The 25,872-nt window shown below is 65.6% G+C and carries 28 protein-coding genes; 19 read left to right on the forward strand and 9 right to left on the reverse strand.

Features of this window, described 5'->3' with window-relative positions; genetic code table 11:
• The first annotated feature begins 121 nt into the window (after positions 1–121).
• From N5C91_RS02570 to N5C91_RS02580, 3 genes are read left to right on the forward strand one after another with little or no spacing between them, the layout of a single operon-like run.
• Positions 122–688, forward strand: a complete 567-nt coding sequence (locus N5C91_RS02570) for a hypothetical protein (protein WP_279827677.1) — start codon at positions 122–124, stop codon at positions 686–688.
• Between the two features lie 54 nt (positions 689–742).
• Positions 743–1,435, forward strand: coding sequence for a uracil-DNA glycosylase (ung, locus tag N5C91_RS02575; protein WP_236171944.1), 693 nt, complete (start codon positions 743–745; stop codon positions 1,433–1,435).
• Positions 1,436–1,440: 5 nt separating this feature from the next.
• Complete coding sequence (locus N5C91_RS02580; protein WP_279827682.1) at positions 1,441–1,812, forward strand: hypothetical protein; 372 nt, start codon at positions 1,441–1,443, stop codon at positions 1,810–1,812.
• A gap of 78 nt (positions 1,813–1,890) precedes the next feature.
• Here N5C91_RS02580 and N5C91_RS02585 read toward each other — a convergent pair whose 3' ends face one another.
• From N5C91_RS02585 to N5C91_RS02600, 4 genes are read right to left on the reverse strand one after another with little or no spacing between them, the layout of a single operon-like run.
• Positions 1,891–3,411 carry a tripartite tricarboxylate transporter permease gene (locus tag N5C91_RS02585; protein WP_236200661.1) on the reverse strand — a complete coding sequence of 507 codons (1,521 nt, stop codon included), beginning with the start codon at positions 3,409–3,411 and terminating at the stop codon, positions 1,891–1,893.
• A gap of 10 nt (positions 3,412–3,421) precedes the next feature.
• A complete protein-coding gene (locus N5C91_RS02590) occupies positions 3,422–3,889 on the reverse strand; it encodes a tripartite tricarboxylate transporter TctB family protein (protein WP_279827686.1) in 468 nt (155 codons plus the stop codon).
• Positions 3,890–3,938: 49 nt separating this feature from the next.
• Positions 3,939–4,916 (reverse strand): tripartite tricarboxylate transporter substrate binding protein, encoded by a 978-nt coding sequence (locus tag N5C91_RS02595; RefSeq protein WP_236171935.1) that lies wholly within the window; start codon positions 4,914–4,916, stop codon positions 3,939–3,941.
• A gap of 27 nt (positions 4,917–4,943) precedes the next feature.
• Positions 4,944–6,233 carry an OprD family porin gene (locus tag N5C91_RS02600; RefSeq protein ID WP_279827690.1) on the reverse strand — a complete coding sequence of 430 codons (1,290 nt, stop codon included), beginning with the start codon at positions 6,231–6,233 and terminating at the stop codon, positions 4,944–4,946.
• Between the two features lie 285 nt (positions 6,234–6,518).
• On the opposite strand from N5C91_RS02600, the gene N5C91_RS02605 reads away from it, so the two are divergent.
• Positions 6,519–7,190, forward strand: a complete 672-nt coding sequence (locus N5C91_RS02605; RefSeq protein ID WP_024765529.1) for a response regulator — start codon at positions 6,519–6,521, stop codon at positions 7,188–7,190.
• Positions 7,183–8,589 carry a sensor histidine kinase gene (locus N5C91_RS02610; protein WP_236171931.1) on the forward strand — a complete coding sequence of 469 codons (1,407 nt, stop codon included), beginning with the start codon at positions 7,183–7,185 and terminating at the stop codon, positions 8,587–8,589. Before N5C91_RS02605 ends, N5C91_RS02610 begins: the two co-directional genes overlap by 8 nt.
• Before the next feature lie 147 nt (positions 8,590–8,736).
• On the opposite strand, the gene N5C91_RS02615 is transcribed toward N5C91_RS02610, so the two are convergent.
• On the reverse strand, positions 8,737–9,573 hold the full coding sequence (locus N5C91_RS02615) for an HDOD domain-containing protein (protein WP_236171929.1): 837 nt from the start codon (positions 9,571–9,573) through the stop codon (positions 8,737–8,739).
• 45 nt (positions 9,574–9,618) lie between these two features.
• Positions 9,619–10,554, reverse strand: coding sequence for a folate-binding protein YgfZ (locus N5C91_RS02620; protein ID WP_279827702.1), 936 nt, complete (start codon positions 10,552–10,554; stop codon positions 9,619–9,621).
• Positions 10,555–10,723: 169 nt separating this feature from the next.
• Here N5C91_RS02620 and N5C91_RS02625 point away from each other — a divergent pair, with 169 nt between their 5' ends.
• Entirely contained in the window at positions 10,724–10,978 is a 255-nt protein-coding gene (locus tag N5C91_RS02625) for a succinate dehydrogenase assembly factor 2 (protein WP_024765533.1), read from the forward strand.
• Positions 10,962–11,414, forward strand: coding sequence for a protein YgfX (locus N5C91_RS02630; protein ID WP_279827709.1), 453 nt, complete (start codon positions 10,962–10,964; stop codon positions 11,412–11,414). Before N5C91_RS02625 ends, N5C91_RS02630 begins: the two co-directional genes overlap by 17 nt.
• On the opposite strand, the gene nadB is transcribed toward N5C91_RS02630, so the two are convergent.
• A complete protein-coding gene (nadB, locus tag N5C91_RS02635) occupies positions 11,383–12,999 on the reverse strand; it encodes an L-aspartate oxidase (protein ID WP_279827712.1) in 1,617 nt (538 codons plus the stop codon). The two genes, N5C91_RS02630 and nadB, sit on opposite strands and share 32 nt — an antisense overlap.
• A 459-nt stretch (positions 13,000–13,458) precedes the next feature.
• Here nadB and rpoE point away from each other — a divergent pair, with 459 nt between their 5' ends.
• The 12 genes from rpoE (at position 13,459) to pdxJ (ending at position 24,030) form a co-directional block, all read left to right on the forward strand.
• Positions 13,459–14,043 carry an RNA polymerase sigma factor RpoE gene (gene rpoE / locus N5C91_RS02640; RefSeq protein ID WP_024765535.1) on the forward strand — a complete coding sequence of 195 codons (585 nt, stop codon included), beginning with the start codon at positions 13,459–13,461 and terminating at the stop codon, positions 14,041–14,043.
• A 31-nt stretch (positions 14,044–14,074) separates the two neighbouring features.
• On the forward strand, positions 14,075–14,659 hold the full coding sequence (locus N5C91_RS02645) for an RseA family anti-sigma factor (RefSeq protein ID WP_024765536.1): 585 nt from the start codon (positions 14,075–14,077) through the stop codon (positions 14,657–14,659).
• Between the two features lie 21 nt (positions 14,660–14,680).
• Positions 14,681–15,625 carry a MucB/RseB C-terminal domain-containing protein gene (locus N5C91_RS02650; RefSeq protein ID WP_236171917.1) on the forward strand — a complete coding sequence of 315 codons (945 nt, stop codon included), beginning with the start codon at positions 14,681–14,683 and terminating at the stop codon, positions 15,623–15,625.
• Complete coding sequence (locus N5C91_RS02655) at positions 15,622–16,092, forward strand: SoxR reducing system RseC family protein (protein WP_279827719.1); 471 nt, start codon at positions 15,622–15,624, stop codon at positions 16,090–16,092. The genes N5C91_RS02650 and N5C91_RS02655 overlap by 4 nt, the downstream gene beginning before the upstream one ends.
• A 36-nt stretch (positions 16,093–16,128) precedes the next feature.
• On the forward strand, positions 16,129–17,550 hold the full coding sequence (locus N5C91_RS02660) for a DegQ family serine endoprotease (protein ID WP_236171914.1): 1,422 nt from the start codon (positions 16,129–16,131) through the stop codon (positions 17,548–17,550).
• A 147-nt stretch (positions 17,551–17,697) separates the two neighbouring features.
• Entirely contained in the window at positions 17,698–19,497 is a 1,800-nt protein-coding gene (lepA, locus tag N5C91_RS02665; protein ID WP_024765539.1) for a translation elongation factor 4, read from the forward strand.
• A gap of 5 nt (positions 19,498–19,502) precedes the next feature.
• Positions 19,503–20,357 (forward strand): signal peptidase I, encoded by an 855-nt coding sequence (gene lepB, locus N5C91_RS02670; protein ID WP_236171912.1) that lies wholly within the window; start codon positions 19,503–19,505, stop codon positions 20,355–20,357.
• Between the two features lie 144 nt (positions 20,358–20,501).
• Positions 20,502–20,879 carry a DUF4845 domain-containing protein gene (locus tag N5C91_RS02675; protein WP_236171911.1) on the forward strand — a complete coding sequence of 126 codons (378 nt, stop codon included), beginning with the start codon at positions 20,502–20,504 and terminating at the stop codon, positions 20,877–20,879.
• Positions 20,876–21,568, forward strand: coding sequence for a ribonuclease III (gene rnc, locus N5C91_RS02680; protein ID WP_279827724.1), 693 nt, complete (start codon positions 20,876–20,878; stop codon positions 21,566–21,568). Before N5C91_RS02675 ends, rnc begins: the two co-directional genes overlap by 4 nt.
• A complete protein-coding gene (gene era / locus N5C91_RS02685; RefSeq protein WP_279827726.1) occupies positions 21,561–22,502 on the forward strand; it encodes a GTPase Era in 942 nt (313 codons plus the stop codon). The genes rnc and era overlap by 8 nt, the downstream gene beginning before the upstream one ends.
• Positions 22,503–22,589: 87 nt before the next feature.
• A complete protein-coding gene (recO, locus tag N5C91_RS02690) occupies positions 22,590–23,294 on the forward strand; it encodes a DNA repair protein RecO (RefSeq protein ID WP_279827729.1) in 705 nt (234 codons plus the stop codon).
• A complete protein-coding gene (pdxJ, locus tag N5C91_RS02695; protein WP_017517398.1) occupies positions 23,287–24,030 on the forward strand; it encodes a pyridoxine 5'-phosphate synthase in 744 nt (247 codons plus the stop codon). Before recO ends, pdxJ begins: the two co-directional genes overlap by 8 nt.
• A gap of 68 nt (positions 24,031–24,098) precedes the next feature.
• Here the strand turns inward: pdxJ and cmoB are convergent, their stop codons facing one another.
• Positions 24,099–25,067, reverse strand: a complete 969-nt coding sequence (gene cmoB / locus N5C91_RS02700; RefSeq protein WP_279827736.1) for a tRNA 5-methoxyuridine(34)/uridine 5-oxyacetic acid(34) synthase CmoB — start codon at positions 25,065–25,067, stop codon at positions 24,099–24,101.
• Positions 25,064–25,804 (reverse strand): carboxy-S-adenosyl-L-methionine synthase CmoA, encoded by a 741-nt coding sequence (gene cmoA / locus N5C91_RS02705; RefSeq protein WP_279827739.1) that lies wholly within the window; start codon positions 25,802–25,804, stop codon positions 25,064–25,066. The genes cmoB and cmoA overlap by 4 nt, the downstream gene beginning before the upstream one ends.
• Positions 25,805–25,872: the final 68 nt, after the last annotated feature.

Genomic DNA, 25,872 nt, shown 5'->3' on the forward strand with positions numbered 1-25,872 from the left:
TCCGGGCGTGGCGAAAGGACGCAAGCTGGCGCATGGCGTCACCTGCGCTGGCGTGCTTGAACGTGCGCACTGCCCTGTGGCTCGCTAGTCTTCGCCGACTACCCGGAGAAGGAACCCGTTGATGCTGCCTGTGATCGCCGAACTGCTGCTGACCCTGGCTTGCGCTGTCGCCGCCTGGCTTGCCCTGCGCGGGCAAATGGGCTGGCGGGCGCTGGGGTTCCTGTCCATGGGCGTGGCGGCGCTGCTGGGCGCGCTGGAGTATGGCGGCGTTGCGGCGATGGCCGAGCCGCACCACCTGGCCAGCGTCGTGTCGGGCGCCGTCGGTTTGCCATTGATTGCGCTGGGGCGGCTGACCGGCGCTCCGGTGCAGCGGGCGCTGGTGCTGCTGGCGTGCATGGCGCTGGTGCTGTTGCCGTCGCAGGTCACGCTGCTGAGCAACCTCCTGGCGCTACTGGTGATCGCCTGGCCCGGGCGTTCGCGGCGCTATGCGCTGGCCCTGCTCGGTGCGCTGCTGTTCATCGGCAGCGGGCTGCTGATCGGCACCCGTGGTGAGTTGGCCGGTGTACCGCGTCGCGAACTGTTCCACCTCGGCCTGACGGTGGCGGTGCTGGCCTGGACGCTGGCGGGCCTGGGCAGCGGGCTGCCGCGCCTGTCTCAGGCACTCGCGGCGCGGCACAAGGCGCCTTGACTTGGCGGGGGCGCTTGCTTAGCGTGCCGGTTCGTTTCACCAGGCAGACGCACCATGACCAACGAAGATCGCATCAAGCTGGAAGCCAGCTGGAAAGAAGCCCTCCACGAGGAATTCGACAAGCCCTACATGAAGCAACTGGGTGAATTCCTGCGCGCGGAGAAGGCTGCCGGCAAGGTGATCTTCCCGCCCGGGCCGCTGATCTTCAATGCGCTGAACACCACGCCGCTGGAGCGCATCAAGGTGGTGATCATCGGCCAGGACCCGTACCACGGCCCCGGCCAGGCCCACGGCCTGTGCTTCTCGGTGCAGCCGGGCGTGCCGACGCCGCCGTCGCTGCAGAACATCTATAAAGAGCTGCAACGCGACCTCAATCTGCCGATCCCCAACCACGGCTATCTGCAGCACTGGGCCGAGCAGGGCGTGCTGCTGCTCAACACCTCGCTGACCGTCGAGCAGGCCAACGCCGGCTCCCATGCGAAGGCCGGCTGGCAGCCCTTCACCGACCGGATTATCGAAGTGGTCAGCGAGCGCTGCGAGAACCTGGTGTTCCTGCTCTGGGGCTCCCACGCGCAGAGCAAGCAGAAGCTGATCGACCCGCAGAAGCACCTGGTGCTCAAGTCCGCGCACCCGTCGCCGCTGTCGGCCTACCGCGGCTTCCTCGGCAATGGCCACTTCAGCCGCACCAACAAGTTCCTCGAACAGCACGGCCTGACGCCCATCGACTGGTCGCTGCCGCCGGTGTGATGCCGATGCTCCGGCGTGCATGGCTGGCTGTCCTGCCGGGGCTGATGCTCGGCGCGAGCGGCTTTGCCGCCGGCTCCCACCTCGAAGAGTGGCGCTCCACCGAATCGGTCCAGTGCCTGTACGAAATCGACCAGGTGGCCCGCGCCTTCGTGGCCGCCGAGAACGCCCGCAGCAACACCACCTGGACCGTCGCCGAAGCCAATCTCAAGATCCTCGTCGCCCGCTGCTCGGTGCCGCTGGATGCCCGCTGGGGGGAGATTCGACTCTCGGCACCAGACGGGCGCGCGCTCACCCGCAAGGTCGTTGAAGTCGTCTGCCCCAAGCCGGTCAGCGGTGAGCGCTGGAAGGTTCCGCTGCGCGTTTCCCGCGCATCCTGATCCCGCTAAAAAAGAGGCCCGCACGAAGGCGGGCCTTGAAAGTCGCCGCGCGTCTCGACGCGGCGAGCGTGGTTGTGTTTACGCGGCGTCAGCCAGCGCCTCGCGGGCGCGGCGGGTGCGCTTGCGCCAGGCGCGGTACAGCGGCAGGCCGAGCATCAGCGCGACCAGTGCCCAGGTGCCGATGGCGATGGGGCTGGACCAGAGGATGCCCAGTTCGCCGTTGGAGATGGACAGCGCGCGGCGCAGGTTCTGCTCCATCAGCCCGCCGAGGATGAAGCCCAGCAGCAGTGGCGAGAGCGGGAAATCCAGCTTGCGCAGGATGTAGCCGAGGATGCCGATGGCGACCATCAGGAACAGGTCGAAGGTGGTGGCGTGCACGGCGTAGACGCCGATCGCGGTGATGATCGCGATGCCCGGCACCAGCGCCCAGTTCGGCACCGAGAGGATGCGGGTGAACACCCGGACCATCGGCACGTTGAGGATGATCAGCATGACGTTGGCGATGAACAGCGAGGCGATCAGGCCCCAGACGATGTTCGGCTGCTCCTGGAACAGCAGCGGGCCGGGGGTGATGTTGTACAGGCTGAGCGCGCCGATCATCACCGCAGTGGTGCCCGAGCCGGGCACGCCGAGGGTCAGCATCGGCACCAGGGCGCCACAGGCGGAGGCACCGATGGCGGTTTCCGGGGCGGCGAGGCCGCGCAGGTCGCCCTTGCCGAACTTGCCCGACTCCCCGGCCATTTTCTTCTCGGTCATATAGGCCACGGCGCTGGCCAGGGTCGCCCCGGCGCCGGGCAGTACGCCCATGATGAAGCCGAGCAGGCCGCAACGCAGGTTGACCACGGCGACCGAGGCGGCTTCCTTGGCGTTGAACAGCATGCGCCCGCTGGCTTCGACCATCTTGTGGCCGTGGTGGGTCTTCTCCAGCAGCAGGAGGATTTCGCTCACCGAGAACAGACCCAGTACCAGCACCACGAACTGGATGCCGTCGGAGACGTGGATGTTGTCGAAGGTGAAGCGGTACACGCCGCTGTTGGCGTCGATGCCGACGCTGGAGAGGAACAGCCCGAGCAGCGCTGCCAGCAACGTCTTCAGCGGTCGGTCGCCGGCCAGGCCGCCAAGGGCGACGATGGCGAAGACCATCAGCACGAAGTATTCCGCCGGGCCGAAGGCGATCGCCCATTTCGCCAGCAGCGGGGCGAACAGCACCATGCCGCAGGTGGCGATGAAGGCGCCGATGAACGAGCTCCAGGCCGACAGCGACAGGGCCACGCCGGCCAGGCCGTTGCGTGCCATGGGGTAGCCGTCGAGGGTGGTCATCACGGTGGAGGCTTCGCCGGGGATATTCAGCAGGATCGAGGAAATCCGCCCGCCGTACTCACAGCCCAGGTACACGGCGGCCAGCAGGATCAGCGCCGACTCCGGCGGCAGGCCGAGGGCGAAGGCCACCGGGATCAGCAGGGCCACGCCGTTGATCGGGCCCAGGCCCGGCAGCAGGCCGACGACGGTGCCGATCAGCGTGCCGATCAGCGCGGTGATCAGATTGTAGGGGGTCAGGGCAACACCGAAGCCCTGGCCGAGGTAGCTCAACGTATCCATGATTCAGTCCTCAGAGCAGGGGATCGAGGATGCCCAGCGGCAGCGGGACGTCCAGGGTGCGGTCGAACAGCACGTAGAGGCCGATGGCGAGCAGCGTGGCAGTGACCACGCTGGCCAGCGGGCGGCCGCCGTAGATCAGCGCGATGAAGGTGCCGACCAGGGCACTGGCGGGGATGAAGCCCAGCGGCTCGAACAGCCCGGCGTAGACCGCCAGCAGCACGACGCAGAGCACCACCTTGGCCAGCAGCGCGCCTTCCAGCGCGGGCTCGTCGTCCTCGCGCTTGATCGGCGTCGGCCGCACGATCAGCCAGGCGAGGCCGGCGGCCATCAGGCCCAGGCAGAGCAGCGGATAGGCGCGCGGGCCAACCGGTTCGTAGGAAAAGGGCGCCTGCAGCTGCCAGGCGATCAGGGCGAAGGCGACGCAGGCGAACAGCCAGGCGCCGGCGAACAGCCGCTGGAAGAGGCTGGTACGGGACATGGGGAGTCTCCTTGCGCCGCCTTCGCTGAAGGCGGCGCCGCACGGGGCGTTACTGGATGAGGCCGAACTCGCGGGCGAGCTGCTTGTACTGGGCCACCTGCTGCTTCACGTAGGCGTCCAGTTCCGGGCCGGTCATGGCGAAGGGGAACAGCTCGCGCTGGTCGCGCAGCTTGGCGAAGTCTTCCGAGGCCAGCAGCTTGTCGAACGAGGCCTTCCAGAACTGGTAGTCCTCGTCGCTCACCTTCGGCCCGACGTAGAAGCCGCGCACCACCGGCCAGACGATGTCGAAGCCCTGCTCCTTGGCGGTGGGGATGTCGGCCATGCCTTCATCCTTCAGACGCTCTTCGGAGAACACCGCAAGGATGCGCATCTTGCCGGCGCGGATGTGCGGCATGGAGTCGGAGATATCCGTGCTGCCGACCTGGATGTGCCCGCCCAGCAGCGCCGTGGCGATCTCGCCGCCGCCTTCCAGGGCGACGTAGCGCAGCTGCTTCGGATCGATGCCGGCAGCCTTGGCGATCAGCGCGGTCTGCATCCAGTCCTGGCTGCCGACGGTACCGCCGGAGCCGATCACCACCTTGCCCGGGTCGGCCTTCAGCGCAGCGACCAGGTCGCCGAGGTTCTGGTACGGCGAGTCACTGGGCACCGCGATGGCGCCGTAGCTGGTGCCCACGGCGGCCAGCCATTTCACGGCGTTCTCGTCGAAGCGGCCGAACTTGCCCTGGGCCAGGTTCAGCAACGAGCCGCTGGAGAAGGCGGTGATGGTGTTGCCATCGGCCGGGCGCTGGGCGACCACCGCGTTGTAGGCCACGGCGCCGACGCCGCCGGGCATGTAGGTGACGCGCATCGGCTTGGTCAGCAGCTTCTCGTCCACCAGGGCGCTCTGTGCCAGCTTGCAGGTGAGGTCGAAGCCGCCGCCGGGAGAGGCCGGGGCGATGCATTCCGGGCGCTTGGGCTCGGCCATCAGTTGGCTGGCGGCGAGCAGGGTGGCGCCGGCCAGGGTCAGGTTGCGCAGGACGGTGGACATGGTGCGATTCCTCTTATTGTTGTCGGTTTACCAGATCGCCAGGGAGTAGCTGAGGTAGATACGTGTCTCGTCGGCGTCCCGCGCGAAGCTCGAACGGTAGGTGGCGTTGCGCACGCGCACTGCCACGTCCTTGAGCGGGCCGCTCTGGATCACGTACTTGATGTCGGTGTTGCGCTCCCATTCCTTGCCGTGACCGTCCATGCCGTTGATTTTGGCATTGTCGCCGCTGATGTAGCGATTCATCAGGGTCAGGCCGGGGATGCCGAGGCCGGCGAAGTCGTAGTCGTGGCGGACCTGCCAGGAGCGCTCGTCGGTCTCGGCGAAGTCGCCGACCTGGACGAAGTTGACCAGGTAGGGGTTGCTGCCATCGATGTAGGGGAAGGCGCTGTCGCCGCTCATCTGCTGCCAGCCGAGGCTGAACTTGCTGGCGCCCAGGGCGTAGCCAAGCAGGCCGTTGAAGGCGCGGTTGTCGATCTCTCCGCCGCGCGCCTCGCCCTGGTCGTCGCTGACGGCCAGGCGTACATCGGCGCTGAACTTGCCGGGGCCCAGCGGGTAGGCCGCGAGCAGGCCGACGAAGTGCTGGCGGTAGACCTCGTCCAGCTGCGCGTAGTGGTAACGACCGGTGAGGTTATCGGTGAACTTGTAGTCGCCGCCGGCCAGATCGTAGTGCTTGCCTTCGGCGCTGCCACCGGAGAAGCGACGGTTCTTGTTGTTCAGCGCCAGGTCGGTGTAGTCGCTGGAATCGCGGTCCTTGACCTTCTCCAGGCGCCCGCCGGTGAAGTTCAGGCCCGGCAGGTCGGTGGAGTTGAGCAGGCCGCCCTCGAAGGTCTGCGGGAACAGACGGCTGTCGTTGGGCTGCAGGGTTGGCAGGTCGGGGATCAGGCTGCCGATCTTCAGCTCTGTCTCGGAGGCCTTGAACTTGGCAGTCAGGCCGAGCTTGCTGTACTCGTCGGCGGCGCGGCCGTCATCGTGGGTCGGCAACAGGCCGGTGCCGGTGCGGTCCGGCGAGGAATCGAGCTTCAGGCCGAGCATGCCCATGGCATCGAGGCCGACGCCGATGGTGCCGGGGGTGTAGCCGGACTGGAAGTCGAGGATGAAACCCTGCGCCCACTCCTCGCGCTTGGACTGGCCGGCGCCGTCACGGAAGTCGCGGTTGAAGTAGATGTTCTGGGTGCTGAGCGTGGCGCTGCTGTCTTCGATGAAGCCGGCGGCATCGCACAGCGGGGCGACCCCGGCGAAAGCCAGCAGGGCGGGAGTCAGGCAACGGCAATTGGGCTTGGCGAAAGCCGGTGCAGCCAAAGGCTGGGCGGTGGGCATCTGTGGTCTCCGTTCTTGTTGTTGTCGCGCAAGGGCACCACGCCGCCTTGCGCTCTGTTGACGGTCTTCGCCGTCGTCGAGTCCGCTTCTCCCGCCGTTGCGCCTGGGCAGTCGGCGCTGAAAGTTCGGGGTTGGGAGGCGGCTCGTTGGCGATGCTAACGGGCTAAGCTTTCGCCAGGCTTTCAGTCTCCTTTCGCAGTGATTTCAGCGAATTTCCCCCATTCACAGCGGCTCGCGGATGGGTAAACTGCCGGCCCGAACCTGTAGTCCGAGGGGTAGAAACGCGTGCGAATTCTCCTGGTTGAAGACCATCCGCAACTCGGCGAAAGCGTCGCCCAGGCGCTCAAGGGCGCCGGCTGGACCGTGGACCTGCTGCAGGATGGCGTGGCCGCCGATCTGGCGCTGGCGAGCGAGGACTATGCGCTGGCGATCCTCGACGTCGGCCTGCCTCGGCTGGACGGCTTCCAGGTGCTGGCGCGTCTGCGCGAGCGCGGCAAGACCCTGCCCGTGCTGATGCTCACCGCCCGCGGCGAAGTGCGCGACCGCGTGCACGGGCTGAACCTGGGCGCCGACGATTACCTGGCCAAACCCTTCGAGCTCACCGAACTGGAAGCGCGGGTGAAGGCCCTGCTGCGTCGCAGCGTGCTCGGCGGCGAGCAGCAGCAACGCTGCGGCGAACTGGTCTACGACCTCGGCGCGCGGCGCTTCACCCTCGCCGAGCAGGCGATGAACCTGACCTCCCGCGAGCAGGCCGTGCTGGAGGCGCTGATTGCCCGGCCGGGGCGGGTGATGAGCAAGGAGCAACTGGCGGCACAGGTGTTCGGCCTGGACCAGGACGCCAGCGCCGATGCCATCGAGATCTACGTGCATCGCCTGCGCAAGAAGCTCGAGGGCAGCTCGGTGCGCATCGTTACCTTCCGCGGCCTGGGTTACCTGCTGGAAGCCCAGGATGGCTGAACGGCGCTGGGCCTTCCCGGGTACGGGCAGCCTGCGCGGGCGCCTGCTCTGGCGCCTCGGCGGCCTGCTGCTGGTGCTGTTGCTGATCGGCAGTGCGGCGACCTACTGGCGCGCCCGGCACGCGGCCGACATCGCCTATGACCGGACCCTGCTGGCGTCGGCGCGGGACATTGCCGATGGCCTCTACGCCAGTGACGGCACCCTGCGCGCCAATGTGCCCTACGTGGCGCTGGACAGCTTCGAGTACGACAGCGCCGGGCGCATCTTCTACCAGGTCATCGACCCCCAGGGAAAGATGATCTCCGGCTATGAGAACCTGCCGCCGCCGCTGCCGACCACGCCGCGCACGGACGACTACCCGGCGCTGGCCAAGTTCTACGATGCCACCTACGAAGGGCAGGGCGTGCGGGTGGTCAGCCTGCTGCAGCCGGTGAGCCAGCCGACGGTCAACGGCATGGCGGAAATCCGTGTCGCCGAAACCATGGGCGCGCGCGAGCGGCTGGCGCGCAACCTGCTCGCCGACACGCTGCTCAACCTGGCGCTGTCGGCCATCGCCGCGCTGATGATGGTCTGGTACGCGGTGAGCGCCGGCCTGCGCCCGCTGGATCGTCTGCGTGAGGCCGTGGAAGATCGCCAGCCGGACGACCTGCGGCCATTGCCGGAAGTCCGCGTGCAGAAGGAGCTGCGTCCGCTGGTGGCGGCGCTCAACCACTTCACCGTGCGCCTGCGCGGGTTGTTCGACCGGCAGTCGCAGTTCATCGCCGAGGCCTCCCACGAACTGCGTACCCCGCTGGCGGCACTCAAGGCGCGGCTGGAGCTGGGCCTGCGCGAGCAGGACCCGCAGCAGTGGCGGGCGACGCTGGCGGATGCGGTGCAGAACACCGACCGGGTGACCGGGCTGGCCAACCAGTTGCTGTCGTTGGCGCGGGTGGAGAGTGGCGCGCGCGCCATCGCCGAAGGCGCCGGGGAGCGCATCGAACTGGGCCAGCTGGCCCGCGAACTGGGCCTGGCGCTGGCGCCGCTGGCCTATTCGCGCGGCGTCAGCTTGGCGCTGGAGGCTGCCGAGCCGGCCTGGGTGAAGGGCGATCCGACCCTGCTCAACGAGCTGCTCAGCAACCTGGTGGACAACGCCATTGCCCACGCCCCGGCGGACGGCAACGTGATCATCCGCGTGCGCTCGCCGGCGGAGCTGGAGGTCGAGGACGACGGCCCCGGCATCCCGCCGGAAGAGCGCGACAAGGTATTCCGCCGCTTCTACCGCCGCCGCCAGCAGGGCACCGGCCTGGGGCTGGCCATCGTCGGCGAGATCTGCAGCGCCCACCGCGCCCGCATCGAGCTGGGCCAGGGCGAACTGGGCGGGCTGCTGGTGCGGGTGACCTTCCCCGCGGAAAACGCCTGAGCCAGAAACGCGAAACCCGCCGGTGAGGGCGGGTTTCGGTGTTGGGCGAAAGCATCGCGGACGGAGTCCGCTCCTACCCGGAGCTTGATCCCTGCGTAGGAGCGGACTCCGTCCGCGATCGATCACCGCCGGCGCAATGGTCTGCCGTTACTGCAGCATGCTCATCGCCGCTTCCATGGCGGCGGAGAGGTCTTCGTCTTCCTTCACGTCCGCTGTCGGGTCCAGGCCCAGCTTGGCGAAGGCCGGGATGGTCGCCCAGTCCAGCTCGGTGTAGGGGTGCTGGCTGCCGAGGTAGCTCTGCAGGGTGGCGACCTGGACGATGTCCACGTAGTCGACCTTGGCCGAGTCGCGGGTGAAGTCCAGGTGTTGCCCCGGCACCGCAGCGATCGGCGCCGGGAAGTCCCAGGCCTTGAGGATGCGGTCGCCGATGATCGGGTGGATGCGCTCGATCACGTGGTTGAGGCTGATGGAGTCGGCCAGCAGTTCGCTGTGCTCCTCGGCGTAGGTGAGGATCGGCAGCACGCCGATCTGGTGCACCAGCCCGGCGAGGGTCGCCTGGTCCGGCGCCAGGCGGGTGTAGTGGCGGCACAGGGCATGGCAGATGCCGGCGATCTCGGTGCTCTTGTTCCACACCTCGCGCATCTTGCGATCGACCACGTCGGACGTGGCCTGGAACATCTGCTCCATGGCCAGGCCGGTGGCCAGGTTGCAGGTGTAGTTGATGCCCAGGCGGCTGATCGCCATCTGCAGGTCGGTGATTTCCTTGTTGGTGCGCAGCAGCGGGCTGTTCACCACCTTGATGATGCGTGCGGTCAGGGCAGCGTCGTTGCCGATCACCTTGCTGAGGTCCTGGATGCTGATGTCCGGGTCTTCCGCCGCCTCGCGGACGCGCAGGGCGACTTCCGGCAGCGTCGGCAGCACCAGCTCATCGTTATCGATAGCCCGCAGCAGTTCCTGTTGTACTTTTTCGGCAAGCTTGCTCATGCAGTGTCCTTCAGGGAAAGCCGGGCTCCCCGCCCGGCACGGAATTCAGCGCTGGATCTCGCGGTCGCTGTCCAGAACGTAGGGCAGGTCCAGCAGGCGCAGGGGCTGGTCCTCGCCCAGGCGCACATTGCCGTCGGCAGCGGCGTCTTCCTGCAGCACGGCGAGCAGTTCCACGCCATCGGCCGCGCGGGCCGCCAGTACCACTTCGCCGACGCTGCTGGAATGCACCGGCGAGAACAGCTCACGGCCCGGCTCCGGCAGGTCGGCACCATCGAGTTTCAGGCGCTGCAGGCGGCGCTTGAGGCGGCCGAGGTACTGCATGCGCGCGACGATTTCCTGGCCGGTGTAGCAGCCTTTCTTGAAGCTCACGCCGCCCACCGCCTGCAGGTTGATCATCTGCGGGATGAATAGCTCGCGGGTGGCGCCGAACACCTGGCCGACGCCGGCACGGACCTGGCCGAGCAGCCAGTCGTTGAGCTCGGCGTGGGGCAGGCGAGCCTGCAGCAGCTCGGCAATGGCGGCGGCGCGTTCGGCCGGCGCCCAGAGTTCGACGCGGCCCTGGCCGAGGCCGATGGCGATCAGGCCGTCGGCCCGTGCCACCTGGTCGGCTTCGCCGGAGAGCGCCAGGCCCAGCTCGGCGAGTACGGCATCGGCACCGCTCAGGCCGAAGCGCGCCCACTGGGCGCTGTCATCGGCGAGGGTGGCCTTGGAAAACACCGCGTACTTCTTCAGGTCGGTCAGTTGGCTGTCCAGCAGGTCCCTGGCCATGGCCAACAGGAAGCCTTCGCCCTCGGCGAGGATGCGGAAGCTGGAGGTCATGCGGCCCTTGGGCGTGCAGCGAGCGCCGAGGCTGGAGTATTCGGCGTTGAGATAATTGAGATTGCAGGTCAGCTGGCCCTGGAGGAATTTGCCGGCGTCCGCGCCACGGACGGCGAGAATCCCTTCGTGATTGAGTTCGGTGTAGAAAGCAGAGTCGGTCATCACGATTCGCTGGAAGAAAGTTAGGGGCCTCATGATAGAGCCCGGGCCGTGCCTTGTCAGCGGGTGCCGGGGGAGTCGAGCATGCGTATAATGCCGCTCGGCTCGCGCCGTCCGTCGACTTCGCGAGCGACAACACGTATTCGCCCGCTGTTAATCGAGGTGCCCGCAGATGACCGACGAAACCGAACTCAAACGCCTTTTCTGGCACAGCCGCCGCGGCATGCTGGAACTGGACGTCCTGCTGGTGCCCTTTGTCCAGGAAGTCTACCCGGGCCTGCCCGCCGATGATCAGGCGCGCTTCCGCAAGCTGCTGGAATGCGAGGACCAGGACATGTTCGGCTGGTTCATGCAGCGCGGCGAGCCGGAAGATGCCGACCTGCGCATCATCGTTCGGATGATCCTGGACCGTGTCCAGCCGAAGTGACCCCTTCGAATGCCGCTGGCAACCGTCCGTCGGTTTGCTGGCGGCCTATCTCGCCGCGCAGTTCGGTGCCGTCCTGGCGCTGCTGCTCGCGGAGATTCCCCTGCACTGGAAGACGCTCGGCCTGAGCCTCTGCCTGCTGCATGCCTGCTGGGTTGTGCCTGGGCGGATTCTATTGCGCGCGGCGGATTCGGTACGTGCGCTGCGCCACAACGCCGAGGGCTGGCAGCTGTGGAGTGCGCGGGAGGGCTTCCAGCCGGTGCAGTTGCTGCCGGACAGCCTGGCGTTGCCCTGGTTGATCGTCCTGCGTTTCCGCCGTCCCGGCGACTGGCTGGCGCGCAGCGTCTGTGTTCCCGCCGATGCCCTGGCGCCCGAGCTGCACCGGCGCCTGCGCGTGCGGCTGCGCTTCAGTCGCAGTAGGTGGGCGGCGCCAGGATAGTGTCGCGGGCCTCGGGCAGCAGGTCCGGGTAGTCCAGCGTGTAGTGCAGGCCGCGGCTCTCGTGACGCTGCATGGCGGAGAGGATGATCAGCTCGGCCACCTGGGCGAGGTTGCGCAGCTCGATGAGGTCGCGGCTGACCTTGTAGTTCGAGTAGAACTCGTCGATTTCGTCCAGCAGCAGACGCACCCGGTGCTGGGCTCGGGCCAGGCGCTTGTTGGTGCGCACGATGCCCACGTAGTCCCACATGAAACGCCGTAGCTCGTCCCAGTTGTGCGCGATGATCACGTCCTCGTCGGAATCGGTCACCTGGCTGGCATCCCAGCACGGCAGCGCGACCAGGGGCTGTGCCTTGGGAAGCTCGGCGAAGATGTCGGCGGCAGCGGAGCGGGCGTAGACGAAGCACTCCAGCAGCGAGTTGCTGGCCATGCGGTTGGCGCCGTGCAGGCCGGTGAAGGTGGTTTCGCCGATGGCGTAGAGGTTCGGTACGTCGGTGCGACCCTGGGAATCCACCAGTACGCCGCCGCAGGTGTAGTGCGCCGCCGGCACCACCGGGATGGGTTCGCAGGTGATGTCGATGCCGAAGTCCAGGCAGCGCTCGTAGACGGTGGGGAAGTGTTCGCGGATGAACTCGGCCGGCTTGTGACTGATGTCCAGGTAGACGTAGTCGATGCCCAGGCGCTTCATTTCATGGTCGATGGCGCGGGCTACCACGTCACGCGGGGCGAGTTCGCCCAGGGCGTGGAAGCGCGGCATGAAGCGCTCGCCGTTGGGCAGACGGAGCAGGGCGCCTTCGCCGCGCAGCGCCTCGGTGATCAGGAAACTCTTGGCCTGCGGGTGGTACAGGCAGGTCGGGTGGAACTGGTTGAACTCCAGGTTGCCGACCCGGCAGCCGGCGCGCCAGGCCATGGCGATGCCATCGCCGGAGTTGCCGTCGGGATTGCTGGTATAGAGGTAGACCTTGCTGGCGCCGCCGGAGGCGAGCACGGTGAAGCGCGCGCTGAAGGTATCCACTTCGCCGGTGGCGCGGTCCAGCACGTAGGCGCCCAGGCAGCGCTGGCCGTTCATCGCCAGTTTTCGCTCGGTGATCAGGTCGACGGCGACCCGTTGCGACAGCAGTTCGATGTTCGGCCGTTGGCGTGCCTGCTCCAGCAGCGTATTGAAGATGGCGGCGCCGGTAGCGTCGGCGGCGTGGATGATGCGCCGGTGGCTGTGACCGCCCTCGCGGGTCAGGTGGAATTCGAAGCCGCCGTCCTCGCGGCCCGGCTCGTGGTCGCGGGTGAACGGCACGCCCTGCTCGATCAGCCACTGGATGGCCTCGCGGCTATGCTCGACGGTGAATTTCACCGCGTCCTCGCGGCACAGGCCGGCACCGGCTACCAGGGTGTCCTCGACGTGGGATTCCACGGTATCGGTGTCATCCAGCACGGCAGCGACCCCGCCCTGGGCCCAGAAGGTGGAGCCCTGGGACAGTTCGCCCTTGCTCAGCACGGCAATCCGCAAGTGCGAAGGCAGCGTCAACGCCAGGGTCAGGCCGGCGGCCCCGCTGCCGATCACTAGGACATCATGCTGGAAATGCTGACTCATACCCGGCTCCACAAAATGGCGCCCTAGTATATAGAAGGGGGCCACGGCACAATACTGGCGAACCGATGACACCGAAGGTGCGTGCGGCGGGACGGCAGTCGCAGGGCGGGAGGCATTCTTCCCCGCTCAAGCCGGCCTGGCGGGCGTCCGAGGGCGTCGAAATCATTGAAGGATCACGGTAAATCCCCGGAACTTTTTCAGGCGTTCCGGTTCGAACGCGGAATACCCAATCAGCTTTGCGCGCAGATTGACATTGCGCGGAAGGGGAGCGGGTGTTCCGCCCGGTACAGTTGAATTTGACGGGCTTCGGACGCATGTCGGGGTCCGGTTGCCGCCAATGTGAAAAAACTGTGCGGCGTATGCTTGGAGGGGAGAACTTTTGCAAAAGACCCGAGTCTATCTTGGCAGGACGATTCACCAGGGTGCTCGAAGCTCCTCCAGGTTTTCAGAGGAGCATTCATGCTAACCCAGGAAACGGATCAGCAACTGGTTGAACGGGTACAGCGCGGAGATAAACGGGCCTTCGACCTGCTGGTGCTGAAGTACCAGCACAAGATTCTGGGGCTGATCGTGCGATTCGTGCACGACGCCCAGGAAGCCCAGGACGTCGCACAGGAAGCGTTCATCAAGGCGTATCGCGCCTTGGGTAACTTCCGCGGTGACAGTGCCTTTTATACCTGGCTGTACCGTATCGCCATCAACACCGCGAAGAACCATCTGGTTGCGCGCGGTCGGCGGCCGCCGGACAGCGATGTCACGGCAGAGGACGCGGAGTTCTTCGACGGCGATCACGCCCTGAAGGACATCGAGTCGCCGGAAAGAGCCATGCTGCGGGATGAGATCGAGGAAACGGTCCATCGCACCATCCAGCAGTTGCCCGATGATTTGCGCACGGCCTTGACCCTGCGTGAGTTCGAAGGCCTGAGTTACGAAGATATCGCCACCGTGATGCAGTGTCCGGTGGGAACCGTCCGCTCACGGATCTTCCGTGCGCGGGAAGCGATCGACAAAGCTTTGCAGCCTTTGTTGCATGATGAAGTCTGATACAGCGGCAGAAGCCAAGAGAGGTACCGCTATGAGTCGTGAAGCCCTGCAGGAGTCGCTGTCCGCTGTTATGGATAACGAAGCGGATGAGCTGGAGCTGCGGCGTGTGCTTGCAGCCTGCGGCGAGGACGCCGAATTGCGGGCCACCTGGTCCCGTTACCAACTGGCCCGTGCAGTGATGCACCGTGAGCCGGCCATGCCCAAGCTGGACATTGCAGCTGCCGTCTCCGCCGCATTGGCCGATGAGGCCGTACCGGCGCCGCGCAGTCGCAATCCCTGGCGCAACGTCGGCCGCCTGGCCGTCGCCGCCTCGGTGACCCTGGCCGTGCTGGCCGGTGTGCGCATGTACCACCAGGATGACAGTGTTGCCAACGGCCTTGCCCAGCAAGGCGCCACTCCGCAGATCGCCCTGCCGCAAGTGCAAGGCCCGGCGGTATTGGCAGGCTACACTCAGGACGAGGCGCCGCAGGTGATCACCAATGCCCAGGGCGGGCAGACCACCTGGCACGAGCAGCGTCTTCCGGGTTACCTGCGTCAGCACGCGCAGCAGTCCGCTGTCAGCGGCACCGACAGCGCCCTGCCTTACGCGCGCGCCGCGAGCCTGGAAAGCCGCTGATTTGCGACCTTAAGGAGCGACATGCGCGCTACGACAGCACTGTTGTTCTTCCTCGGCGGTCTGCTGGCATTGCCAGTCCAGGCCGCCGATGCGTTGGACTGGATCAAGCGCCTCTCCGAGGCTGATCAGCAACAGAACTTCCAGGGTACCTTCATCTACGAACGCAGCGGAGCCTTCACCACCCACGATGTCTGGCATCGTGTGGAGAGCGATGGCTCCGTGCGCGAGCATCTGGTCCAGGTCGATGGGCCGCGCCAGGAAGTGGTGCGCGTCGATGGCGCTACCCAGTGCGTAGGCGGGGGGATGTCGGGCCAGGTGTCGACCGGTGAGATGTGGCCGGCACGCAAGCTCAATCCGACCGATCTGTCCGCCTACTATGACGTTCGCGTCGCCGGCGAGTCGCGCATTGCCGACCGCCCGGCAGTGGTGCTGGCGGTGATCCCGCGTGACCAGCATCGCTACGGATTCGAGCTGCACCTGGACAAGCAGACCGGCCTGCCGCTCAAGTCCCTGCTGCTCAACGACAAGGGTCAGATCATCGAGCGCCTGCAATTCACCCGCATCGACATGGCGGCGCCGGACGACGGCGAGCTGCAGCCGAGCTCGGCATGCAAGCCGGTGAAGGAAGCGAAGGTCGCCGAAGTGAAGACCAACTGGCACTCCGAATGGGTGCCGCCGGGCTTCACCCTGAACAGCACGCTGCAGGAACGCAGCCCGGTTTCCAATGACCAGGTGCTTTGCCTGGCCTATGGCGACGGCCTGGCGCGCTTCTCGGTGTTCCTCGAGCCGCTGCATGGCGCCAAGGTCGATGATGCCCGTACCCAGTTGGGCCCGACCACTGTGGTGTCGAGGCGGTTCGCCAGCGAAGACGGCGGCACCATGGTGACAGTCGTCGGCGAGATACCCAGTGGCACGGCCGAGCGCGTGGCGTTGTCCATGCGGCCATCGGGAGCCCAGCCACAGTGATCCAGGAGCGGGGGAGGGTGATTGCGATCGAGTCTGGCGCTGTCCAGGTCGAAACGCTGCGCCGCTCCACCTGCTCGGGATGTTCAGCCAACGCCGCTTGCGGTCATGGGCTGGGTGAGCGACTGGGGCTTCTCCAGCGGCGTGGCCGCGTAACCACGTCGATCCCCTGGAGTCCGGCTTCATCGAGCCTTAAGCCAGGCGATGAAATCCTGCTTGGCATGGACGAAGAGCTTCTGCTCAAGAGCGCCCTGCTTTTCTATCTTTCCCCACTGATCGGACTGTTCGCGCTGGCGCTGCTGGCGGCATGCTTCGATCTGAGGGAACCTCTCATCATCGTGGCCGGGCTGGCGGGATTCCTGCTGACCTGGCTGCTGGTGCGTCACTACGCGCGACGCCATACGGATGATCCGGCGATGCAACCGGTTGTGCTGCGTGCGCTGGTCGGTGGGCCGCCCGGCCCTGTTTAGTGATCTTCCCAATCAACATCACGGGAGCTGTAGTCAATGCAAACCCTGAAACGCAGCATGGCTGCGCTGGTCGCCCTGCTGGCCCTGAGCCTGTCGGTCACCGCGCGGGCTGAACTACCGGACTTTACGCCGCTGGTCGAGAAGGCTTCGCCGGCGGTGGTCAACATCAGTACCACGCAGAAGCTTCCCGATCGCTCCAACGCGCAGATGGGCATTCCGGACCTCGACGGCCTGCCGCCGGGCCTGCGCGAATTCTTCGAACGCAGCATTCCCCGCGGCCAGGGGCAGGCGCCCCGTGGCCAGCAGCGTGAAGCCCAGTCGCTGGGCTCGGGCTTCATCATTTCCGATGATGGCTACATCCTCACCAACAACCACGTGGTGGCCGATGCTGACGAGATCCTCGTGCGCCTGTCCGATCGCAGCGAGCACAAGGCCAAGCTGGTCGGTGCCGATCCGCGCAGCGATGTGGCCGTGCTGAAAATCGACGCCAAGGGCCTGCCGACGCTCAAGCTGGGCGATTCCGACAAGCTGAAGGTCGGTGAGTGGGTGCTGGCCATCGGTTCGCCGTTCGGCTTCGATCACTCGGTGACGGCCGGTATCGTCAGCGCCAAGGGCCGTAGCCTGCCGAACGAGAACTACGTGCCGTTCATCCAGACCGACGTGGCGATCAACCCGGGTAACTCCGGCGGCCCGCTGCTGAACCTGCAGGGTGAAGTGGTGGGCATCAACTCGCAGATATTCACTCGTTCCGGCGGCTTCATGGGGCTTTCGTTCGCGATCCCGATCGATGTGGCGCTGAACGTCGCCGATCAGCTCAAGGCTGGCGGCAAGGTCAACCGTGGCTGGCTGGGCGTGGTGATCCAGGAAGTGAACAAGGACCTGGCTGAGTCCTTCGGCCTCGACAAGCCGGCCGGCGCGCTGGTGGCGCAGTTGGTGGAAGATGGCCCGGCAGCCAAGGGCGGCCTGCAGGTGGGGGACGTGATCCTCAGCCTGAATGGCCAGACCATCAACGAATCCGCCGACCTGCCGCACCTGGTGGGCAACATGAAGCCCGGCGACAAGGCGTCCCTAGAAGTCATCCGTGACAATAAGCGCCAGACCCTGAGCATGACCATCGGCAGCCTGCCGGACGACGACGATGCCGTTGCCGCGGTCGAAGGCAAAGGCGCCGAGCGCAGCAGCAACCGCATGGGCGTGACCGTGGCGGAGCTGACTGCCGAGCAGCGCAAGTCCCTGGATATCAAGGGCGGCGTGGTGATCAAGGAAGTGCAGGGTGGACCGGCGGCGATGATCGGCCTGCGTGCGGGCGACGTCATCACCCACCTGAACAACCGTGCAGTGGATTCTTCGAAAACCTTCAGCGAAATCGCCAAGGCGCTGCCGAAGGATCGTTCGATCTCCATGCGCGTGCTGCGCCAGGGTCGTGCGAGCTTCATCACCTTCAAGCTGACCGAATAAGGTTGGCGCACCGAAAAAGGGCGGTCTCGACCGCCCTTTTTCATGCCTGACCGTCCGGCGCGGCGTGACGCCCCTGGCTGTATTCAGGTAAACTCCCCGGCTATTTTTCGGCGGACCGCCGCCTTCAGCCTTCCGAGTGTGTTCGCCGTGAGTGACCTGAGTCATATCCGCAATTTCTCCATCATCGCCCACATCGACCATGGCAAGTCGACGCTGGCAGACCGCTTCATCCAGATGTGCGGCGGCCTGTCCGACCGCGAGATGGAGGCCCAGGTTCTGGACTCCATGGACCTGGAGCGTGAGCGCGGCATCACCATCAAGGCGCACAGCGTCACCCTTCACTACAAGGCGAAGGACGGCAAGACCTACCAGCTGAACTTCATCGATACCCCCGGCCACGTCGACTTCACCTACGAAGTCAGCCGCTCGCTGGCCGCCTGCGAAGGCGCGCTGCTGGTGGTGGACGCAGGCCAGGGCGTGGAAGCGCAGTCGGTCGCCAACTGCTACACCGCCATCGAGCAGGGCCTGGAAGTGATGCCCGTGCTGAACAAGATGGACCTGCCGCAGGCCGACCCGGACCGCGTGAAGGACGAGATCGAAAGCATCATCGGCATCGACGCCACTGACGCCGTAGCCTGCTCGGCCAAGAGCGGCATGGGCGTGGAAGATGTACTGGAGCGCCTGGTCACCGCCATCCCGGCGCCCGAAGGCGAGATCGACGCGCCGCTGCAGGCGCTGATCATCGACTCCTGGTTCGACAACTACCTGGGCGTGGTCTCGCTGGTGCGCGTCAAGCACGGCCGGGTGAAGAAAGGCGACAAGATCCTGGTGAAGTCCACCGGCAAGGTCCACCAGGTGGACAGCGTCGGTGTCTTCACCCCCAAGCACACCGAGACTCCGGACCTCAAGGCTGGCGAAGTGGGCTTCATCATCGCCGGCATCAAGGACATTCTCGGGGCCCCGGTGGGCGACACCCTGACCCTGAACAACACGCCCGACGTGGACGTGCTGCCGGGCTTCAAACGCATCAAGCCGCAGGTCTACGCCGGCCTGTTCCCGGTCAGCTCCGATGACTTCGAAGACTTCCGCGAAGCCCTGCAGAAGCTGACCCTGAACGACGCGGCGCTGCAGTACGAACCGGAAAGCTCCGAGGCCCTGGGCTTCGGCTTCCGTATCGGCTTCCTCGGCATGCTGCACATGGAGATCATCCAGGAGCGCCTGGAGCGCGAATACGACCTGGACCTGATCACCACCGCACCGACCGTGATCTTCGAGATCGTGCAGAAGAACGGCGACATCCTCTATGTCGACAACCCGTCCAAGCTGCCCGACCTCTCGTCCATCGATGAAATGCGCGAGCCGATCTGCCGCGCGACGATTCTTGTGCCTCAGGAGCACCTGGGCAACGTCATTACCCTGTGCATCGAGAAGCGTGGCGTCCAGCGCGACATGCACTTCCTCAGCGGCCAGGTCCAGGTGATCTACGACCTGCCGATGAACGAAGTGGTGCTGGACTTCTTCGACCGCCTGAAGTCCACCAGTCGTGGCTATGCTTCGCTGGATTACAGCTTCGATCGCTTCGAGCCGGCCAACCTGGTGCGTCTCGATGTGCTGATCAACGGCGAGAAGGTCGACGCCCTCGCTCTGATCGTCCACCGCGACAACGCCCCCTACAAGGGCCGTCAACTGGTGGAGAAGATGAAGGAATTGATTCCGCGGCAGATGTTCGATGTCGCGATTCAGGCAGCCATCGGCGGGCAGATCATCGCTCGCTCGACGGTCAAGGCGCTCAGGAAGAACGTGCTGGCCAAGTGCTATGGTGGTGACGTGAGCCGTAAGCGCAAGCTGCTGGAGAAGCAGAAGGCCGGTAAGAAAAGGATGAAGCAGGTCGGTAGCGTGGAGATTCCGCAGGAAGCCTTCCTCGCTGTGCTCAAAGTGGACAGTTGAACCCTATGACCCTGAATTTCCCGCTGTTGCTGGTGATTGCCGTCGCAGTTTGCGGCGTTCTCGCCCTGGTGGACCTGGTGCTGTTCGCACCGCGCCGCCGGGCAGCCATTTCCGCCTACGAGGGCACGGTCGGCGAGCCCGACCCGGAAGTGCTGGAGAAGCTCAACAAGGAGCCGGTGCTCGTCGAGTACGGCAAGTCGTTCTTCCCGGTGCTGTTCATCGTACTGGTGCTGCGTTCGTTCCTGGTCGAGCCGTTCCAGATTCCGTCCGGCTCGATGAAGCCGACGCTGGAAGTGGGTGATTTCATCCTGGTGAACAAGTTTGCCTACGGCATCCGCCTGCCGGTGCTGGACACCAAGGTGATCCCGGTGGGAGACCCGCAGCGTGGCGATGTCATGGTGTTCCGCTATCCCAGCGACCCGAACATCAACTACATCAAGCGGGTCATCGGCGTGCCGGGTGACACCATCCGCTACACCAGCGACAAGCGCCTGTACATCAACGACCAGGCCGTGGCCGAGTCGCTGGTGGGCGAGGAGCCGGGCACCCTGGGCAGCGTGACCCTGTACCAGGAGAAGCTGGGCGCCGTGGAGCACATGATCCGCAAGGAAATGACCCGCTTCCGCATCGAGCCGGGCAAGCAGTGGAAAGTGCCGGCCGGCCATTACTTTATGATGGGCGACAACCGCGACAACTCCAACGACAGCCGCTACTGGAACGATCCGAAGATTCCGAAAGAGCTGCTGGGCATGGTTCCGGACCGCAATATCGTCGGCAAGGCGTTCGCGGTCTGGATGAGCTGGCCGGACCCGAAGATGCGCAACATGCCGAATTTCTCGCGAGTTGGTGTGATTCACTAAACTTGTGAGACGGTCCAGGCCGGCAACGCTGGAACGATGCTAGAAAAATGGGCGGGGCTGCACGCGGGGAGCGAGGCAGCCCCGCTTTACTTGGACCCGTCGCGCCTGGCGGGCAAATAAGAAAGATACCGACATGAGGTCGATATGACGTACGCACGTTCGCAGAAGGGAATGTCGTTGCTGGGTTGGCTGGTCGTGCTTGCCGTCGTGGCATTCCTTGCCAGCGCCGCGTTCAAGATCATTCCGCACTACATGGACTACTACGCCATCGAGAAGGCCGTTACTTCGGTGGAAACCGACAAGGCCGCGGAAGTGCACTCGGTTCCGGAGTTCTACGCCTATGTGAACAAGGCGCTGATGCTCAACAACATCCGTGACCTCAATCTGGAAGATGCCCTGGACGTGAAGCTCGAGAACAACGAGTTCCGCGCCCACCTGAAATACGAAAAACGCGAGCCACTGGTACAGAACATCGACCTGGTGGTGAAATTTGACAAAGAATTCCGTGTACGAATGCCGTGAGTAACAACAGCCTGGATCGACTCGAGCGCAAGCTTGGCTACACCTTCCGCGACCAGGACCTGATGGTCCTGGCGCTGACCCATCGCAGTTTCGCCGGGCGCAACAACGAGCGCCTGGAGTTCCTCGGTGACGCCATCCTCAACTTCGTCATCGGCGAAGCTCTGTTCACCCACTTTCCCCAGGCCCGCGAAGGCCAGCTGTCTCGCCTGCGCGCGCGACTGGTGAAAGGCGAGACCCTGGCCCTGCTGGCTCGCGGTTTCGAAATCGGGGATTACCTGCGACTGGGCTCGGGCGAGCTGAAGAGCGGCGGTTTCCGTCGCGAGTCGATCCTGGCAGACGCCATGGAAGCGCTGATCGGCGCCATTTATCTGGACACCGGCATGGATTCCGCCCGTGAGCGGATCATGGACTGGCTCGGCCCGCAGTTGCGCGAGCTGACCCCGGTGGATACCAACAAGGACCCCAAGACCCGCCTGCAGGAATTCCTGCAGTCCCGCGGGTGCGAACTACCGCGCTACGACGTGGTGGATATCCAGGGCGAACCGCATTGCCGCACTTTCTTCGTGGAGTGCGAGGTGGCCCTGCTGAATGACAAGACCCACGGTCACGGCGGCAGCCGCCGCATCGCCGAGCAGGTGGCAGCCGCCGCCGCGCTGGCAGCCCTGGGCGTGGAGAATGGCCATGAGTGAGCACGAGCAAGACCAGCACGACCCATCCGAGCAGGATGAAGCAGGAGCCGTTCGTTGCGGTTACGTTGCCATCGTCGGCCGCCCCAATGTCGGCAAGTCGACCCTGCTCAACCACATCCTCGGGCAGAAGCTGGCGATCACCTCGCGCAAGCCTCAGACCACCCGCCACACCCTGCTGGGCATCAAGACCGAGGGTGACGTGCAGGCGGTGTATGTCGACACCCCTGGCCTGCACAAGGACAACGACAAGGCACTCAACCGCTACATGAACCGTTCGGCCAGTGCCGCGCTGAAGGACGTCGATGTGGTGATCTTCGTCGTCGACCGCAACCGCTGGACCGACGAAGACCAGATGGTCTACGACAAGGTCAAGTACGTGAGCTGCCCGGTCCTGCTGGCGGTGAACAAGGTCGACCGCATGGAAGACAAGGGCGACCTGCTGCCGCATCTGCAATGGCTGGCCGAACAGCTGCCGAACGCCGAAGTCGTGCCGATTTCCGCCCAGCACGGGCAGAACCTTGACGTGCTGGAGTCCCTGGTGGCCGAGCGCCTGCCGGAGAGCGAGCACTTCTTCCCGGAAGACCAGATCACCGACCGCAGCAGCCGCTTCCTTGCCGCCGAACTGGTGCGCGAGAAGATCATGCGCCAACTCGGCGCCGAGCTGCCGTACCAGGTCACCGTGGAGATCGAGGAGTTCAAGCAGGACGGTCCTATCCTGCACATCCATGCGCTGATCCTGGTCGAACGCGACGGCCAGAAGAAGATCATCATCGGCGAGAAGGGCGAGCGCATCAAAAGCATTGGCCAGAACGCGCGCAAGGACATGGAAGTGTTGTTCGATTCCAAGGTCATGCTCAACCTCTGGGTGAAAGTGAAGGGCGGCTGGTCCGACGACGAGCGCGCACTGCGTTCGCTGGGCTACGGCGACCTCTGACCCTCGACGCCCCGCGAACTTCGCGGGGCGTACCCTGCGGGTGCCTGAGCGCATCCGCTTCCCGACTTCCACTCCAGGCGTAGCGCCATGAGCCTCGCTTCCACTGCCCAAGCCGCCTTCGTCTTGCACAGCCGTCCCTACAAGGAAACCAGCGCGCTGGTGGATTTCTTCACCCCGCAGGGGCGTCTGCGTGCTGTGCTGCGCGGCGCGCGGGGCAAGGCTGGTGCGCTGGCGCGGCCGTTCGTACCGCTGGAAGCCGAGTTCCGCGGGCGCAGCGAGCTGAAGAACGTCGTGCGCCTGGAGCCCCATGGCATTCCCAATCTGCTCAGTGGCGAGGCGCTGTTCAGCGGCCTGTACCTGAACGAGCTGATGATCCGCCTGCTGCCGGCGGAAGACCCGCATCCCGCGCTGTTCGAGCACTACCGCGCGACCCTGCCACTGCTGGCGGCTGGCAGGCCGCTGGAGCCGCTGCTGCGCTCCTTCGAATGGCGCCTGCTGGACGACCTGGGCTATGGTTTTTCCCTGGACACCGATATCGTCGGCCAGAGCGTCGCCCCCGACGGTCTCTACCGCCTGGTGCCCGACTCGGGCCTCGAGCCGGTCGGCAGCCTGCAGCCGGGCCTGTTCCACGGTGCCGACCTGCTCGCCATGGCCGAAGCCGACTGGAGTGCCCCCGGTGCCCTGGCGGCAGCCAAGCGCCTGATGCGCCAGGCTCTGGCGCCCCATCTTGGCGGCCGACCGCTGGTCAGCCGCGAGCTCTTCATGAATCGCAAGGACAACTCCCGTGACTGAAGCCAACCGTATCCTGCTCGGCGTGAACATCGACCACGTCGCCACCCTGCGCCAGGCCCGCGGCACCCGTTATCCCGACCCGGTGAAAGCCGCGCTGGACGCCGAGGAAGCCGGCGCCGATGGCATCACCGTGCACCTGCGCGAAGACCGCCGGCACATCCAGGACCGCGACGTGCGCGTGCTCGCCGAAGTGCTGCAGACGCGCATGAACTTCGAGATGGGCGTCACCGAGGAGATGATGAAGTTCGCCGAGATCATCCGCCCGGCCCATGTCTGCCTGGTGCCGGAAACCCGCCAGGAGCTGACCACCGAAGGCGGCCTGGACGTCGCTGGCCAGGAAGCACGCATCCGCGAAGCAGTGCAGCGCCTGGCGGCCGCCGGTTGCGAAGTGTCGCTGTTCATCGATCCGGACCAGCGTCAGATCGAGGCTTCTGCACGTATTGGTGCGCCGGCCGTCGAGTTGCACACCGGCCGCTACGCCGATGCGCACAACCCGGCCGAAGCCGCCCATGAGCTGGCGCGCATCCGCGATGGTGTGGAGTTCGGCCTGTCCCACGGGCTGATCGTCAACGCCGGCCACGGCCTGCACTACCACAACGCCGAGCCGGTAGCGGCGATCGCCGGGATCAACGAGCTGAACATCGGCCACGCCATCGTTGCCCACGCGCTGTTCGTCGGCTTCAAGCAGGCGGTTGCGGAAATGAAGGCGCTGATCGTGGCGGCGGCGAATCGCTGAGTGTTGCCGGCTTTGCTTCGCGAGCAAGCTCGCTCCTACACAGGGGCCGAGCTTGCTCGCGAACCGATCTAGGGTTTACGCGCCACCAGCGTAGCGCGCAGCGGTGCCGGCAGGCCTTCGATGGTGCGGTCATGGTCGTCCGGATCGAGGAAGTCCGGCAGCGACTGGTAGCGCATCCACTCGGTCGCTCGCTGTTCTTCCACCGAGGTACGGCTGATGTCCACGCTGCGCACGTCGGTGAATCCGGCGCGACGCAGCCACAGCTCCAGCGCCGGCACCGATGGCAGGAACCACACGTTGCGCATCTGCGCGTAACGGTCTTCGGGCACCAGCACGGTGTTCACGTCGCCTTCCACCACCAGGGTTTCCAGCACCAGTTCGCCTCCCTTGAGCAGGCAATCTTTCAGCGCGAGCAGATGGTCGATGGGCGAGCGGCGGTGGTAGAGCACGCCCATGGAGAACACGGTGTCGAAGCCTTCGAGCTTCTCGGGCAGGTCTTCCAGGGCGAGGGGCAGGTGCCAGGCCGGCAGGTCCGGCAGGTAACGCTTCATGGCGAGGAACTGGCAGAAGAACAGCCAGTTGGGGTCGACGCCCACCACACTGCGCGCGCCGGCGCCGAGCATGCGCCACTGGTAGTAGCCGTTGCCACAGCCGACATCCAGCACGCGCTTGCCGGTCAGATCGAGGTGCGGCGAGACGCGCTGCCATTTCCAGTCCGAGCGCCATTCGGTGTCGATATGCACACCGAACAGGTGGAACGGACCTTTGCGCCAGGGAATCAGCCCTTGCAGGGCCAGCTTGAGCTGGTCGCGGGTGGCCTCGTCGCAGGCGCCTTCCAGATTGAAGCGTTCGCGCAGTTCGATGGCGGCAGGCTGCAGTTCGGGCAGACGATCCACCGCCGCCAGCCAGCGCTCCAGGTCGCCATGGCCGTCGTCGACCTTGGCAGCCAGTTGCGCGGGCAGCGCGGCGGCCCAGGATTCCAGCGGTGTGCCGGCCAGTTCAAGGCCGAGGCGGTCGAGGTCGAAGCGTTCGATCATGGCAGGGCAATCAGGGAAGCGAAGTTGAGGCATTGGAACCAGGGCACGACCTTGGAGAAACCGGCGGCCAGCAGGCGCTCGCGGTGGGTTTCCAGGGTGTCGGGACGCATGACGTTCTCGATGGCGGTGCGCTTCTGGGCGATTTCCAGTTCGCTGTAGCCATTGGCGCGCTTGAAGTCGATGTGCAGGTTGGTGAGCAGCTCGTGCTCCTGTTCGTCGGCGAAGCGCAGTTTTTCCGAGAGGATCAGCGCACCGCCCGGGAGCAGGGCGCTGTGCAGCCGGGCAAGCAGTTCCAGGCGTTGTGCAGGGGCGATGAACTGCAGGGTGAAGTTCAGCGCGATCAGCGAGCAGGGCTTGAGGTCCAGGGTGAGGATGTCCGCCTCGATCAGTTCGACCGGCAACAGCTCCTGGTGCATGGCGTCCTGGGCGCGCAGGTATTCACCGCAGCGCTCGATCATCGGTGCGGAGTTGTCGACGCCGATGACGCGGCAGCCATCGGTTTTCACGTGGCGGCGCAGTGCCTGGGTCACGGCGCCCAGTGAGCAGCCGAGGTCGTAGAGCACACTGTTCGGCGCTGCGAAGCGCGCACCGAGCACGCCGATGTTCTCGACGATGGTGGGGTAGCCCGGCACCGATCGCTTGATCATGTCCGGGAAGACGCGCACCACGTCCTCGTTGAAGGTGAAGTCGGGAACCTGGGCTTGCGGCTGGGCGAAGATGCGGTCGGATTCGCTCACGCTGGATGGGGCCTCGTTACGCTGAACAGGCAACAGGGCGCGGCGCGCCCGGTGTGCCGGGGCGCGCA

Source organism: Pseudomonas sp. GD03903, assembly GCF_029840045.1.
Taxonomy (GTDB): Bacteria; Pseudomonadota; Gammaproteobacteria; order Pseudomonadales; family Pseudomonadaceae; genus Pseudomonas; species Pseudomonas pseudonitroreducens.